Origin of the sequence: Heyndrickxia shackletonii, from assembly GCF_001420715.1 — a bacterium.
Lineage (GTDB): Bacteria > Bacillota > Bacilli > Bacillales > Bacillaceae_C > Margalitia > Margalitia shackletonii.
Map to the genome: position 1 here is coordinate 190,083 of NZ_LJJC01000004.1, position 15,281 is coordinate 205,363.

Sequence of the window (15,281 nt, forward strand, 5' to 3'; positions counted from 1 at the left end):
TTGTAGGGTTCGAATGAGTATATGACATCTATATCCTATAAATCTTAAAAAGAGGTATTCCAAAGAGAAAAAGGAAGTATGAATGAAGGTAAGTAAACATAACTCAGAACATTATACATGGGGAGAGCAATGTGACGGATGGCACCTAGTGAAGAATAAAGACCTAAGTGTCATTCATGAAAGAATGCCTCCGTATACATCAGAGGCTCGGCATTACCATCAGCATTCTCGGCAATTTTTCTATGTTTTATCCGGAACTGCAATATTAGAACTAGATGGTCAAAGAATTATATTACATACAGGTGAAGGGGTGGAGGTTTCTCCTTGCAATCCTCACCAAATGAAGAATGAATCCCCAATGACATAGAGTTTTTGGTCATCTCACAACCACATAGCTAAGGGGATTGGATTGAAACGGATGAGGATTGATTTTCTAATTCATGGAGAGTGAGAGGTATATGTTCGCAATTATCGCACTGTTGGACAAGAAAACGGAAAACCTAATAAAAGAAATATGGCAAGACCTAAGGAAACAATCCATTTCTTTTTATGCGGAGGAGGTTGAGGACCGAAAACCTCATATCACCATCGCAAGCTATAATCATCTTGATAAAGATGAAATGATCCAATCGATGGATCAATTTTACGATTCTACTTTTCAAGTAGAAATAACTTTTAATTCATTAGGAACATTCTTAAACTCAGGAACATTGTTTTTATCCCCAACCATGTCGACATCTCTGTCCAATCTTCATCGAACACATCACGATTTTTTCAAAAGGTTTAATGATAATCCTGATTCTCTTTACTTGCCGGGAAAATGGGTTCCGCATTGTACATTAGCCAATCGGTTATCCCACGACAAATTATGTGAAGCATTTAAGTACTGTTCTAAAAAACTAAGCACAATCGACGCAAGGATAACAGAGATTGCGTTGATAGAAACGATTTTAACAGATGGCCGATGTATAGCAGCACCGGAAGTGTATTCTAAGAAACTATTATCCAATACAATCGAGGTGTAAGATGGCAAACGACCAAATCGTGTTAACCGTAGAGCGTCTTTGGAAAGCGTATAAAGGAATCGGGTATGAAGTTCAGGCACTTAAAAATGTCTCCTTTGATCTTCAAAAGGGCGAATTGCTTGCCGTGATGGGAACAAGCGGTTCAGGTAAGAGTACACTCCTTAATATTCTTGGTACGTTGGATGAGCCTGATAAGGGGAAAATCTGGCTGAACGGAAAGCATGATCGCAATATGTTTATAGAGCCCTATGCTGCTCAGTTTAGAAGGGATAATATTGGGTTCATCTTTCAATCTTTTAACCTTTTAAAGGATCTAACGGTGGAAGAAAATATTGCTCTTCCGTTGATCCTCAAAGGGGTGGGAAAAGAAACAATGGAACAAAAGGTGGATGGGATGCTGGAACTCGTCGGACTATCTAACTGGAGAAGACATCGGCCATTTCAGCTTTCCGGAGGGCAGCAGCAAAGAGTAGCAATTGGACGAGCACTAATTACTGCTCCTCCGATTATACTAGCGGATGAGCTAACGGGAAATTTGGATTTCAATACCTCTACAGAGATTTTACATGTATTAATCGACATGAAAAAAACATTTGAACAAAGTATTATCATGGTAACCCACGATCCAAAGGTGGCAACCTATGCAGACAGAGTGCTTTTCTTTCACGATGGACAAATTGTGGACGAATATAAATGTGCCAGCAATCAAGATAATATGGCGAATATTTTACATACCTTTCAAGAAATAATGGAGATGTCCAATGATAAAGTCTATTAAAGGGGTATCGCTGCGTTTCTTTCACCGGAATAAATTTATTGCCATCTCGTCCATTATTAGCGTTATATTGTCTGTATCGCTCATCATCACATTAGCTATATTCTCGATTAATGCCAAACAAACACTGCATAATGAAGTAAAGAAAATGTACGGAAATATGGATTTGTCAGTAGGATACAATCCTGATCAGAACAAGATTGTTGATAGAGCCCTTTTACAGAGAATAACGAATCAGCCAGGTATACAAAGCTACTCCAATGTGGTGCTTACACATTTAAGCATCAACCATACATATAACGATATTTATACAGTTGGAGTTGAGAATGATTCGCTTGTTAAAAGTAAATATCATTTTCATCAGGACCTTTCTGCCAACGAAGCGATGATCAATAAATCGTTAGCGGAAGCCTTAAAGGTCCGTGCTGGGGAAAAGATAACGATTGAAAATGAAACTTTTAAAATAAAAGAGCTATTAGATAACTTAGATGCGTCCGGGGTAGCACCCGATATTCTTCTTATCTCTCGTGACGATGCGAAGAAATTTATTGCGGCGGAAGCGGGTAACCTAATAGAGGCGACTTATATCTTAATAAAAGCTAAAAAAAGTGAAAATCCAATTGTGTTGGCAAATGATATACGGAAAGTGGACCGAGGCTTACGTATTGATCTAGCAGAGGAGAATGAATATCTAAAGACCAATCTCACATCACTGCAAATTTTTATGACGGTTCTTTCGGTTCTAATGTTATTTGTTACTTCTTTATTAATCGTCGCCAACTTTGAAGTCTTTTTATATAAGTATAAAAATCAATTCGCCATCATGCGGTCATTAGGTGCAACGTCCAAGCAAATGTTTAATATTGTGTTTATTCAATCTAGCTTGATGGTGATGGTTGGTGCTGTATTAGGATTCCTTCTAGCTTTTCTTAGCAATCAGTTTATCCAAAATTGTATACAAAAATGGTTTGCGATCCACGTGGATACAATGGATTTCCATCCAAAACTCGCCCTTTTGCTGGCATTTAGTTGCTTTGTTTTAATTGAGCTTTTCATGCTAATTCCTGCTTATCGGAGCTCAAAAGTACTGCCGCTTAAAATCATGCAAGAAAATGAGCGGAACGATTTTGCCAATTTAAAATTCCGTAAAGTAATAGGATATAGCATGATCATTGGTGGCTTATTCTTTATCTTGTTCGGAAAGCTTGTTGTTCAAGCGGATACATACCAAGTATTTTCCGTCCTTTTTGCAGGCATCCTTATAACCTTTGGAATTTTTGTGTTGTTCCCTGTTTATCTTGCTCCTATTTTACAAAAGTTATTGCCTCTTATAAGGAGTATATTAGGTAGAACCTCTTTTGTATCAATAAAAAATGTGATCCCGCAGGTGAGAAAGAACACCTTTGTAATGCTGACCATCAGTACGTTAATGATTATAACTATTTTTGGCTCCACGTTAATGGAAACAATCAAGAAAAATCAAGAACAGTATTTAAAAAATGAGTATCAAACTAATATCGTTGTCACAAGCCGATTGAATTATGATTCGAAATTAGATCCTATGGAAATAAAAAAACAAATAGTGAAATTATCCGGTATTAAAGGGGCAAGTACTGTCAGCACGCCTACACAATTGGATCTGATAAAAGCAGATAATTATTATTCGTTTGATTATTTTTTAGGTGATTTAAAAGAATTGGCAAGCCAAGGATTGATATCAAAGAACATTAAGTTTGGAAAGAATCAACTTATCGTTAGCAGAAATTTTGCGAAAAAGTTTAAAGTGAAAGCTGGAGATACAATCCGTCTAGGAAATTTCTTTGAAGCAGAACAAAAGCAAAAACCAATTGGTAAGGCAAGGATAGCGGCAATTGTCGATAAGCTGCCGCTTTCAATTGATGTAATGATGGATTGGAGCAGCAAATATAGAAACCAACATACAGCATTGGATCGAGTTTTTATTAGCAGCGATAACGAAAAACATACGTTGAAACAATTAGAAGCATTAAAAATGAAATATCCTGAATTAGAAATCAATAGCTATCAACAATCATTGAAAAAGGCAAATAAAATGATTGATCAAAGATTGTACATCTTCTATGCCGTAATCGCGATTATGGTAGTATGCGTGATGGTTGGAGTATTTAATACGCTTATCAATAATATTCACTCCAAACGGAAGGAGTTTGCGATCTTACGCACCTTGTCCATTAACAAAAGAGGGGTCATTATCGTCATTATGACACAAGTTATTCTTTATATCCTAATTGGAATAGCTTTAGGATCCCTTGCTGGAACAGCATTAACGTATGTCATCAGTCTAATTGATACAGGCAGTAGGCTGCATTTTAATTTTCCATTTATAGGGCTTATTATGGCCATCCTGATTGGAACGGCCATTGTTGTGTTTATTCCTTTTGCTAGTAAACTAGCAAAGGTGAAAATATCGGCAGAGTTAAGTTTGAATAATAAATGAAATTGAAGCGGGATGACTGGTATTCAAGAAATATGAGTCATTTCGCTTTTTCATGGTTTTACCATTTTTTTAGATTGAGAATAGAATGGTGTTATAAAGACCATTGTGGCATGAGAAAGAGAGCGAGATGTCCTTAAGAAAGGTTATAAAGGCCATTGTGGCATGAGAAAGAGAGTGGGATGTCCTTAAGAAAGGTTATAAAGGCCATTGTGGCATGATAAACCATAGCGAGATGTCCTTCATCAATGAAATGAAGGACAAGCTATAGGGTTTTCTACTGTCAGATGTCCTTCATCAATGAAATGATGGCCAAGTTATAGGGTTTTCTACTGTCAGATGTCCTTCATCAATGAAATGAAGGCCAAGCTATAGGATTTTCTTCAGTCAGATGTCCTTCGTCAGTGAAATGAAGGCCAATTTACAAGGTTTTCTACTGTCAGATGTCCCTCATCAATGAAATGAAGGCCAAGCTATAGGATTTTCTTCAGTCAGATGTCCTTCATCAGTGAAATGAAGGCCAATTTACAAGGTTTTCTACTGTCAGATGTCCTTCATCAATGAAATGAAGGCCAAGCTATAGGATTTTCTTTAGTTAGATGTCCTGTATTGGGATTGTAAAGGATACCTTTGTATAAGAAGGCGAACAAGTTGTCCATAAGTGTGGTTTATTGACAACGCTTTGCCCTGAGACCGATCTCATTTTGTTCTTTGGAATAATTTAGGGGATAAAAAACAGGATGGCCAATAAGCCATCCCATTTTATTTTTCCTCAATATATTTATTTCTCCCAGCACCAATACCAGATATAAAAATAAGCACAGAAGTTATAACAAGCATCCATAAAGGAATTGCCCAATTGTGCGTGATATCATGCAGCACTCCAAATAAAGTTGGACCAACGGCTGCAAGAAGATATCCAATGGACTGAGCCATACCGGATAATTCCGCTGCTTGATAAGAGTTTTTGGTACGGAGGCTAAAGAACATCATCGCTAAGCTAAAAGCACAGCCTCCCCCAATACCTAAAAATATTACTGACAGTGGGATGAGTGAAAGATTTCCATATAGAATACCAATCATTCCTATAATAAATAAAAGAGCCGTAATGGTGACAAGCAGATATTGGTTTTTCATGCGTCCCGCTATTATTGGGACGATAAAAGTAAAGGGTAGAACCGCAAACTGCATTAAGGATAGCATCCAACCGGCTGTGCTGGAGCTTAACCCTTGCTGTTGTAAAATTTCAGGCAGCCAAGCGACAATCGTATAAAAGATTAAGGATTGCAGTCCCATAAAGACAGTTACTTGCCAAGCCAAGCCAGATTTCCAAATGTTTACCGATTGCTGTTTTTCAGATACCCTTATGTCTTGTTTGCGTTTTGCACGAATTTGGGGGATCCAAAAAAGAATCGCAACGATTGAAATAATTCCCCAGTATCCAAGGGAGCCTTGCCACCCAAATCCTGAGTTAGAGGAAATCGGAATACTTAGTCCAGATGCAATAGCCCCGCATAGATTCATAGAAACAGAGTATATTCCCGTCATAGTCCCTACACTTTGTGAAAAGTTTTGCTTAATAATGCTTGGCACTAGTACATTGCCAATAGCAATGGCCAAACCAAGAAAAATCGTACCAGTAAATAGCGTTCCTACTCCAGAGAGAGGGCGCAGAATAATTCCGATGGTTAAAAGGATTAAGGAGAGAAAAAGAACGGATTCCATTCCAAAGCGGCGCGCTAATTTTGGTGCAAATGGTGACACTAGCGCAAAAGCAAGAAGAGGAACCGTTGTTAATGCTCCTGCAAGTGTGCTTGATATTCCTAAACTCTCACGGATGGAAGGCACCAATGGTCCAACTGATGTTAAAGGAGCCCTTAAATTCGCTCCGATAAATATTATTCCGATAATTAATAAAAGTACTTTTGGTTTTACGTCCAACTTTGTTTGTTCTTGTTGTAACGTTCCCGGTTGTAAATTCAACTTTCTTCCTCCGCTCTAATTATAAAATTTCCATAAATTGTTCAATATACTCGGTAACCGCTTCTATCGCTTGCTCGGGATTTTGTTCCTTTATAGCGTCTACTAATTTCCAATGAACATGATGGTGAAAGTCGGTATGACAGGTCATTTCGGATAAATTATGAACAGATTCGTGCAAGGGCACGGACATTTGCTCATAAAGATCCATCAGCATACTATTGTGGGCTGCCACAGCAATCGCTTTGTGTAATTGAATATCCGCTTCCACATATGCTTCACTGTCATTATGTTCTGCAGCTGCTAGACATGCCTCAAGATAGGTTTGTATATTTTCAAGATCGTTTTGGTTTCTTCTTATGGCTGCCAACCGTGCTGCTTCTTTTTCTAATGCATGGCGAACCTCCAGTATTTCTATAAGATTTGCCTTTTGGATCCGTTTTTGCAGTGCTGCTCCAAGAGTACTGGAGGAACATACATATGTACCACTTCCTTGTCTAGTTTGCAGAAGTCCTGCATGAACAAGAGCACGAATTGCCTCACGTAAAGTATTACGGCTTACATCCAGCTGCTGCATTAATTCTAATTCTGGAGGAATTCGGCTCCCAACAGACCATGCCCCAGATTCAATAAGAGATTCTATTTGTGAAACGATTTGTTCGACAAGCGATAATCGGTTTGTTTTTGCAATATCCATATGGCACCTCTAAATTTGTAGGATGATTGGTTCATTGGGTAATATAACATATCATAATAAAAATGTAAAATTAAAGGTAATGGGAATATAAATGACGAATAATAAAATACTGTGAGGAGTGAAACCATGAAAATACGAGAATTAAGACCGGAGGAACAGTACCCACTGGAATTGTTTTTATTAGCAGACCCTAATCAAAAACTAGTGGAGGATTACATTGGTCGGGGCGAATGCTTTGTTGCCGAGGAAGAAGGAAGTATCCTTGGAGAATATGTCTTGCTTCCAACACGGCCAGAAACAATAGAGATTGTAAATATTGCAGTTGCTGAACATTGCCATGGCAAAGGAATCGGCAAAAAATTAGTAAACGATGCAATAAAGCGGGCAAAGGAAAGAGGCTATAAAACTATCGAAATTGGAACCGGAAACTCAAGTGTAGGTCAGCTGGCGCTCTATCAAAAATGTGGCTTTCGGATTGTTGGCATAGATAAGGATTTTTTTATCAGACATTATGATGAAGAAATATACGAGAATGGAATCCAAGTAATTGATATGGTGAGATTGTCTCAAGACTTATAATAGATATTTTTAGCTTAAGAAAAATTGGCCTCGTTGTCTTTGATCAACTACAAAATATATTTGGAAAGTATATTTATCAACGATAAATAACCCTAAGTGGAAACATTAAATTTAGGGTTATTTCTATTTAAGTTTAATTTTGCTCAAAACTAAAACGTATCATAATTTTGAACTGATAATGAGAGGCAGGATAATGAATTTGTTCCATTAAGGACGGAACTATTCTCATAACATTATTATTTTGGGTGATCTATGTCTGGAATATGCTCTTCGATATTTTTTAATCTTTTATGGATGTTGTAAAATAAAGGTAAATAAGCAATCATGATAATAATCAACAACCCCAATATTAAACACCTCCTTAAGATAAAATTTATATAAACTTATATTCACATTTATATATATAAATACCTTTGCTACTTACATAGCTAAAAGGAATAAAAAAATTGTAGTAAAAGAAGGAGAAGAAGATTTTGTGGAAAGAATTAATTCTATTCGGATAGAAGAGAAAAAATACCACGACTATTGCTATGACAATTATAGATTATTTGAGGAAGGCTCATGGCTGTATAAACCAGTAAAAACCGTTATGGACCTAATACCTGTGCTAGAAGAAAAAGAAAATGTAAAGGTTCTGGATTTAGGGTGCGGAGTTGGCCGAAACAGTATTCCTATCGCGAAAAAAATAAAAAACAAGGCTGGCAAGGTTATTTGTGTAGACTTGCTAGAGTCTGCCTTAAAACATTTAGAACAATATAGCCTGCAATATGATGTTAGTGAGGTAATCGAAACGGTTCACGCAGATATTGGAGAGTTTAATATTAAGCTGGAGGAGTATGATTTAATAGTAGCAGTTTCGAGTTTAGAGCATGTTCGGTCAGAGGAAGTACTTGATCATCTATTAGAAAGAATGACGAAAGGAACAAAGAGATACGGACTTCATTGTTTAATTGTTAATTCGGAGGTCCAGGAAATAGACAGGACTTCGAATGAATCGCTGGAAGCATATATGGAAGTTAATTTATCTACGAATGAAATGCTGCAAAAACTCGAGGAACATTATAGAGGATGGGATATTTTAACGAAGGTGGTTAACCCTCTAGAATATATAATTAGTAGAGATGGCAAAGATGTTATGTTAAGGACGAATGCTATTACCTATGTAGCTAGTAGGACATAGGGTTTTTAATTTATTCATAGCAAAGGAGCTGCATAAGCTGGGCTGGAAGGGGCATAAAAGGTCTGGTACCAAACATTGGAGCTGTTCGACTTATTCATTGTAAAATCACAATAGTCTATAATAAAGGAAAAAATGGTTGATAAAATAACAAAAATGGATTTATTTTTTAAAACAGGATTTTATTAAAGAGATGGAGCGAACATCATGAAAGCACTCATATTTGAAGCGTTTGGCGGACCCGAAGTTCTCCAATATCGAGATATAAAAGATCCGCAAATTGGTTCTGAAGAAGTTTTATTAGAAATGAAAGCAATTGGATTGAACTTTGCAGATGTTTACCGAAGAAAAGGCAATTATCATTTAGTCGGTCAGCCCCCTTATATTTTGGGATACGAGGGTGCTGGTATTGTGCAACAAGTCGGCAGTAAGGTTGAAGGTATTAAGGTAGGAGATAGGATAGCTTTCGCTGACGTTCCATTCGCTAATGCAGAGCTAGTAGCAGTACCTCAGGATAAAGCGATTCCTATTCCTGCTGGTATTTCGTATGAAACAGCGGCTTCTTTGTTATTGCAGGGTTTAACTGCACATTATTTAACGAAAGATAGCTATTCCATTAAAAATGAAGATGTAGGAATGGTTCACGCCGCAGCTGGAGGAGTTGGACAGCTGCTAGTTCAAATCATTAAATTGCTTGGAGGAAAAGTAATTGGCTTAACTTCCTCGGAGGGAAAACGTCAAGCAGCAATAGCAGCAGGGGCAGATAATGTGTTTTTATATACTGAGGATTGGAAAGCACAAGTGAAAGATGTAACAAATGATTGTGGCGTAGATGTTGTATATGAATCGGTAGGAGCAACACTAATAGATAGCTTTGATGTAACACGTATCGGTGGAACAGTTGTATTTTTTGGAATGGCAGGAGGGGATCCAGCACCAGTTGATCCTAGAATGCTGATGGATACATCCAAAACGTTGACAGGGGGAGATCTTTGGAATGTGCTGACATCACGTGCAGAACGTGTTGCGCGATCCGGAGAACTATTTAAATGGATTCAAAGCGGTCAACTAAAGATTTCTGAAGCCACCTTGTTTCCATTAAGGGAAGGTGCAAAAGCACACGAATTCATTGAAAGCAGAAAAAGTACTGGAAAGGTATTATTAATTCCTTAATCAAAAAATCAAGGGTCATTTCTATCTGGGTAGGAATGCTCTTTTTTTAGTTAAATTAACGATAAATTGAAACTCCCAAAATATGAAATTAACATTCAAGTATTATGATTTTTATAGACATGGTGATTGTCCGAGTAGGTAATTTTGATTATTCGTTTTATGGTTCAAATTAACGATATTGGATAAATTTACAACACAATTTTTGTAAAAAATACGCATATTATTGCTTGTTGTGTGTCCAATGTCCGTTATTTATACTGAATCTTGTAAACTATTAAACTTGGGGGAGTGGGAGATTTGCGTAAAAGAAATCTATTATTATCAGTAGGTCTGGCATCCTTATTGACCTTACCGTTTTCATCAGTGGATGCGGCAGCAAAGAATATTAAAAAAGACCATCCACATCCAATTGAGGTACAAATCCTTGGGATCAATGACCTACATGGACAGTTGGATGTCACTCGTACTGTTAGTGGACGAAATGTTGGACGAGCGGATGTACTCGCAGCCTATTTAAAACAAAGAAAAGCACAAGTGAAAGATACCCTGTTAGTTACAAGTGGTGATGCAGTAGGCGCTTCTGCACCGGTATCGGCATTATTTCAAGATGAACCTACTTTAAACATCTTAAATACACTTCATTTTGATGTTGGAACACTTGGTAATCATGAATTTGATCACGGTGTAAAAGAAATGATGCGGCAAATTTATGGAGGGAAGAATCCTACCACTGGGGAATATTTTAAAGGATTAAACTTCCCGTATGTTTGTGCCAATGTAATAGATAAAAAGACAAAGAAACCGTTGTTACCACCTTATGTAATCAAAAAGGTTCATGGAGTAAACATTGGATTTATTGGTGTTGATACAACCGAAACACCAAGTATTACGATGCCAGAAAATGTGAAGGATGTTGAATTTACAGACGAAACCGAAGCAATCAATAAATATGCAAAGGTGTTAAAGAAAAAAGGGGTTAGAACCATTATTGTTTTGGCGCATGATCCAGGAAACTCCGATTATGACGGAAAAAATGCAACTGGTAAAGTGATTGATATAGCAAAGAATATTGATCCTGAAGTGGATGTGGTTTTCGGCGGTCATAACCATGCGTATATTAATACGAAAGTAGCCGGGAAGCGAGTTGTACAAGCCTATTCATATGGAACAGCGTTTGCCGATGTCCATCTTTGGATCGATCCGAGAACAAAAGATGTTGTAAAAGACAGCGCAGAAATTGTAACAACCTATCAAGATTCAATCACTCCAGATCCGCAAATTAAAGCGATGATTGACGAGGATGAGAAGAGGGTTGCCCCATTAATTAATCAAGTACTTGGAAAGACAACGACTGCATTAACTGGCAAACAAAATGAAAGTGGCGAATCCAATTTAGGTGATTTTATCACGGATGCACAGCGTGATATTACAAAGTCCCAAATTGCTATTACGAACCCTGGTGGAATACGTGCGGACATTAACAGCGGAGACATTACTTGGGGAAATCTTTACACTGTTCAACCATTTGGAAATACTATGATTACGATGGACTTAACTGGTGATCAAATTCGTAAAGCATTGAATCAACAATGGCGTACAGACGGTTCTTCCAAAATGCTGCAAATCTCCGGTATGAAATATACTTGGGATAGTACAAAAGCGAATGATAAAATCGTTTCGTTAACTTTAGAAGATGGTACACCAATTGAACCAAATCAAACTTATAAAGTTGCTATGAATAATTTCTTGGCAAGTGGTGGAGATGGGTTCACGGAATTTGCTAATGGTAAGAATCAAGTAAATGGACCAGTTGATTTAGATGCATTAGTGGATTATGTGAAAAAGCAAACTGGCCCGATTACGATGGAGATTCAAAATAGAATACAAAAGATTAACTAAATGAGAAAACCCTTAGCTTGAATAGAGAGCTAAGGGCTTTTTGATATTAAAGTTTAGGGGGCTCCATGCCAACTGCACTCCACTCTTCTCGAGCAGGACCGTATACACCTGGAACCTTAAGGCCTGCTTGTCTCATAAGCACCGTCATTTGTCCGCGATGATGAGTTTGATGCAAAATTAAGTTTAATAGAGTGAAACCATTTGGCCACTGTTGACCAAACATGTTGTGAACTTCCTTTAGAGACGCATCTGTCCATTGCTCCTTGATAGCAGCAACCATTGCCTCATTAGATTTCCGATAATGATTGGCAATTTCTGTTGCAGAAGTCGGCACATCTTGGTCAGATTTTGCTCCCTCGAATTGCAAACCTGTTTGTGAAACGAACTCCTCAAGTGAAGTCACAAGATGCCAAGCGATTCTTCCTAAATTACGTCCTTCAGGGGATACTTCCTGTTTAAGCGATGCATCGGTTAATGCTTCTAGAACTTTTTGAGTAGAGTTGCTCTCATGCTCCCACAGATTCAAAAATTCTTCAATAGATTGAAACATTCTTATTCCTCCTTGATTATTATCCTATTTATCATTGACTTACATGTTCATCAAAATACATTTAGCGAGGGAAAATCATGTGGAATGGTTTGCTTTGGAAAACGGAGCTTCACGTTGAATGGGTAAGAACACAGCAAAGCTACTGCTGAACATGAAAGATATAACTCTCTGAAATAATGGATATAAACCCTGTGAAAAATGAGAAAACTGTGGAAAATAAAATAGAGTGTGGAAAAAGATAATGAAACCCAAATGGTGTTTGAATTAGGCAGAAAATCTAGTGAACTTATCAAGTTTGGAACGCTAATAAAGATGGCAAAACCGTATCAACAAATACCAAAAGTAATCCAAAACCTCAACCATCCAATTTCCCCAAAATAAAAGCCCCGCTAAAACTATAGCAGGGTCAATACAAATACCTTATTTATCTCTCAAAAACTTCTTCTGCAACCAATCCCGAGCAGCATACACTTCGTTGCCGGATAATTGATGTCCATTCTGCTCAAAAAGCACTTCTACATTTGCCTTCGCATCTTTCAAGAGCTCCGCAAGCTCTTTTGTTTCCTGAAGCGGAACCAATGGGTCATTTTCACCGGCTCCGATAAAAACGGAAGTTCCGCTCAAATCAGGTAATTCAATCCCACGTCTTGGCACCATAGGATGGAAAAGGACAGCTCCGGCTAACGCATTTTGATAATGAAAAAGCAAGCTTGCTGCAATATTAGCTCCATTCGAATAACCAACTGCAACAATATTATTCCGATCGAATTCATATGCTTTCGCACTTTCATCTAAAAACTCATTTAGTTCTTTTGTGCGAAGTATAAGATCCTCTTCATCAAAAACCCCTTCAGATAGACGTCGGAAAAAACGAGCCATTCCAAACTCGGATACATTTCCCTTCACACCTAATAAAGAAGATTCTGCGGAAATCATTTTTCCTACATTAATTAAATCGTGTTCGGTTCCTCCTGTTCCGTGCAGAAGAAGGAGGGTAGGGGCATCAGGATTTTGCCCTTTTTCAAAAATATGTCTCATCATTCTTCACCTTTCTATTGCTTTGTATCTAATGGTTTTAATTTAGCTTCAATTTGTTCGCGCTTCTCTTCTAAAAATGGCGGGAGGGCAAGCGATTCGCCAAGAGTAGCCAAATCTTCATCTGTATCAAACCCAGGTCCATCTGTCGCAAGCTCAAAAAGAATACCATTTGGCTCTCTGAAATAAAGAGATCGGAAATAAAAACGATCAACAAATCCGGAATTCGGGAATCTTGCTGCTCGAATTTTGGCAATCCATTCCCGTAACTCTTCTTCATCCTCTACCCGAAATGCAACATGGTGAACCCCGCCGCGTCCAAGACGTTCCGGTGGCAGGTCGTTTCTTTCTTCGACATGGATTTCTGCACCCGTACCACCTTCACCTGTTTCAAACACAAGAATATCGGGTTGACCTTCGACTTCGGAAGAATATTGTCCCTTCATGCGAAATCCTAATATATCTGTTAATACATTAACAGTAGCTGGAGCATACCGAACAGTTAGCTTTACAGGACCTAATCCCAGCATTCCGTACTCTTGAGGAATCGGGCTTTTATCCCAAGGTTTTCCGCCTTTTACTCCAACATTATTCTCATCCGATACTAAAATTAGACGCTGCCCCTCATGATTTTTAAATGCAAGAGTGGAGCGGCCGGCACGATTTTTAATTTCTTCATGCTCAATATGCAATTCCTCAAAGCGTTTTTTCCAAAATACAAGTGCCTGATCATCTGGGACACGTAAAGAAAGTGCAGAAATACTGTTCACCCCTTCATGTGTGCGCGCAGCATGAGGAATTTCAAAAAACGTTAGTTCTGTACCCGGATTTCCCTTTTCATCGCCATAAAATAAATGATAAACGGAAATATCATCTTGATTAACCGTCTTTTTTACTAAACGAAGGCCTAGTACTTTTGTATAAAAGTCAAAATTATCAGGGGCTTTCGCTGTTAAGGCTGAAACATGATGAATCCCTTTTAATTCCATATAATTTCCCTCCATTAATTTTGTATTTTTCTAAGCAACTCTAATAATTGCTTTTTCTCTTCCTGATTTAATTTACTGAACTGTGATGCCTGGAATTGTTCTTGTTTTGGGACTACCTCATTAAAAAGTGTTTTTCCTTTTTCCGTTAAGGATAAATATTTTGTTTTCCATTCCTGTTCTCTTTTTATAAGGTCAAGATCTTCTAATTTCGATAAAAGCTGTGTGATGTTTCCCTTTGTAACCAAGAGTTTATCTGCCAGCTCTTGTTGGGATAAACGTTTGTGTGATCCAATTTGTGCTAACACATCAAATTGAGCAATAGATAAATTCCATTTCTTCAGGTATTGGTTCGATTCCCGGATGCTTTTGTTATAAATTCGCGATAATCGGAACCAAATCATTAAACTGAGTTTTTCTTGCATAACATCACCTCTTGTTGAATCAGTTTATAACTAAACTGATATAAAAGTCAAGTCATGGTCACAATACTTCGTGAATTGTTCCCGTTCCACAACGTCATCCACGATAGCGGTCACAATACTCGATGAATTGTTCCCGTACATCAACACCATTCACAATTGCGGTCACGATACNCTTCGTGAATTGTTCCCGTTCCACAACATCATCCACGATAGCGGTCACAATACTCGATGAATTGTTCCCGTACATCAACACCATTCACAATTGCGGTCACGATACATCGTGAATTGTTCCCGTACATCAATACTATTCCCGATTACGGTCACGATACTTCGTGAAATGTTCCCGATTATCAACGTCATCCATGATTATGGTCACGATACATCGTGAATTGTTCCCGATTATCAACGTCATCCACAATTGCGGTCACAATACTTTGTGAATTGTTCCCGTACATCAACACCATTCACAATTGCGGTCACGATACATCGTGAAATGTTCCCGTACAT

Annotated in this window: 13 protein-coding genes and 1 pseudogene; 8 read left to right on the plus strand and 6 right to left on the minus strand. The window is 37.9% G+C overall.

Features of this window, described 5'->3' with window-relative positions:
* The first annotated feature begins 82 nt into the window (after nucleotides 1-82).
* The 4 genes and pseudogenes from AN964_RS01005 (at nucleotide 83) to AN964_RS01020 (ending at nucleotide 4,276) form a co-directional block, all read left to right on the plus strand.
* Nucleotides 83-399: pseudogene (locus AN964_RS01005) on the plus strand (cupin domain-containing protein).
* A gap of 59 nt (nucleotides 400-458) precedes the next feature.
* The gene (locus AN964_RS01010; RefSeq protein ID WP_055737938.1) at nucleotides 459-1,025 is read left to right on the plus strand and encodes a 2'-5' RNA ligase family protein; all 567 of its coding nucleotides are present in this window, start codon (nucleotides 459-461) and stop codon (nucleotides 1,023-1,025) included.
* Nucleotide 1,026: 1 nt separating this feature from the next.
* Nucleotides 1,027-1,803 (plus strand): ABC transporter ATP-binding protein, encoded by a 777-nt coding sequence (locus AN964_RS01015; protein ID WP_055737939.1) that lies wholly within the window; start codon nucleotides 1,027-1,029, stop codon nucleotides 1,801-1,803.
* Nucleotides 1,787-4,276 carry an FtsX-like permease family protein gene (locus AN964_RS01020; protein WP_055737940.1) on the plus strand — a complete coding sequence of 830 codons (2,490 nt, stop codon included), beginning with the start codon at nucleotides 1,787-1,789 and terminating at the stop codon, nucleotides 4,274-4,276. The genes AN964_RS01015 and AN964_RS01020 overlap by 17 nt, the downstream gene beginning before the upstream one ends.
* Nucleotides 4,277-5,035: 759 nt before the next feature.
* On the opposite strand, the gene AN964_RS01025 is transcribed toward AN964_RS01020, so the two are convergent.
* Together AN964_RS01025 and AN964_RS01030 are read right to left on the minus strand one after the other, a co-directional pair.
* Entirely contained in the window at nucleotides 5,036-6,256 is a 1,221-nt protein-coding gene (locus tag AN964_RS01025; RefSeq protein WP_055737941.1) for a CynX/NimT family MFS transporter, read from the minus strand.
* Nucleotides 6,257-6,275: 19 nt separating this feature from the next.
* On the minus strand, nucleotides 6,276-6,950 hold the full coding sequence (locus AN964_RS01030; protein WP_055737942.1) for a FadR/GntR family transcriptional regulator: 675 nt from the start codon (nucleotides 6,948-6,950) through the stop codon (nucleotides 6,276-6,278).
* A 126-nt stretch (nucleotides 6,951-7,076) separates the two neighbouring features.
* On the opposite strand from AN964_RS01030, the gene AN964_RS01035 reads away from it, so the two are divergent.
* The 4 genes from AN964_RS01035 to AN964_RS01050 all read left to right on the plus strand — a co-directional run bounded on the left by AN964_RS01035 (nucleotide 7,077) and on the right by AN964_RS01050 (nucleotide 11,778).
* On the plus strand, nucleotides 7,077-7,529 hold the full coding sequence (locus AN964_RS01035; RefSeq protein WP_055737943.1) for a GNAT family N-acetyltransferase: 453 nt from the start codon (nucleotides 7,077-7,079) through the stop codon (nucleotides 7,527-7,529).
* A 475-nt stretch (nucleotides 7,530-8,004) separates the two neighbouring features.
* Entirely contained in the window at nucleotides 8,005-8,709 is a 705-nt protein-coding gene (locus tag AN964_RS01040; RefSeq protein WP_055737944.1) for a class I SAM-dependent methyltransferase, read from the plus strand.
* A gap of 204 nt (nucleotides 8,710-8,913) precedes the next feature.
* Nucleotides 8,914-9,879, plus strand: coding sequence for a quinone oxidoreductase family protein (locus AN964_RS01045; RefSeq protein ID WP_055737945.1), 966 nt, complete (start codon nucleotides 8,914-8,916; stop codon nucleotides 9,877-9,879).
* A gap of 297 nt (nucleotides 9,880-10,176) precedes the next feature.
* The gene (locus tag AN964_RS01050) at nucleotides 10,177-11,778 is read left to right on the plus strand and encodes a bifunctional metallophosphatase/5'-nucleotidase (protein ID WP_163258598.1); all 1,602 of its coding nucleotides are present in this window, start codon (nucleotides 10,177-10,179) and stop codon (nucleotides 11,776-11,778) included.
* A 46-nt stretch (nucleotides 11,779-11,824) separates the two neighbouring features.
* Here the strand turns inward: AN964_RS01050 and AN964_RS01055 are convergent, their stop codons facing one another.
* The 4 genes from AN964_RS01055 to AN964_RS01070 form a co-directional block, all read right to left on the minus strand.
* The gene (locus tag AN964_RS01055; RefSeq protein WP_055737947.1) at nucleotides 11,825-12,328 is read right to left on the minus strand and encodes a DinB family protein; all 504 of its coding nucleotides are present in this window, start codon (nucleotides 12,326-12,328) and stop codon (nucleotides 11,825-11,827) included.
* Between the two features lie 420 nt (nucleotides 12,329-12,748).
* Entirely contained in the window at nucleotides 12,749-13,369 is a 621-nt protein-coding gene (locus tag AN964_RS01060) for an alpha/beta hydrolase (RefSeq protein ID WP_055737948.1), read from the minus strand.
* 11 nt (nucleotides 13,370-13,380) lie between these two features.
* A complete protein-coding gene (locus AN964_RS01065; protein ID WP_055737949.1) occupies nucleotides 13,381-14,352 on the minus strand; it encodes a ring-cleaving dioxygenase in 972 nt (323 codons plus the stop codon).
* 14 nt (nucleotides 14,353-14,366) lie between these two features.
* A complete protein-coding gene (locus AN964_RS01070) occupies nucleotides 14,367-14,774 on the minus strand; it encodes a MarR family winged helix-turn-helix transcriptional regulator (RefSeq protein ID WP_055737950.1) in 408 nt (135 codons plus the stop codon).
* Between the last annotated feature and the right edge of the window lie 507 nt (nucleotides 14,775-15,281).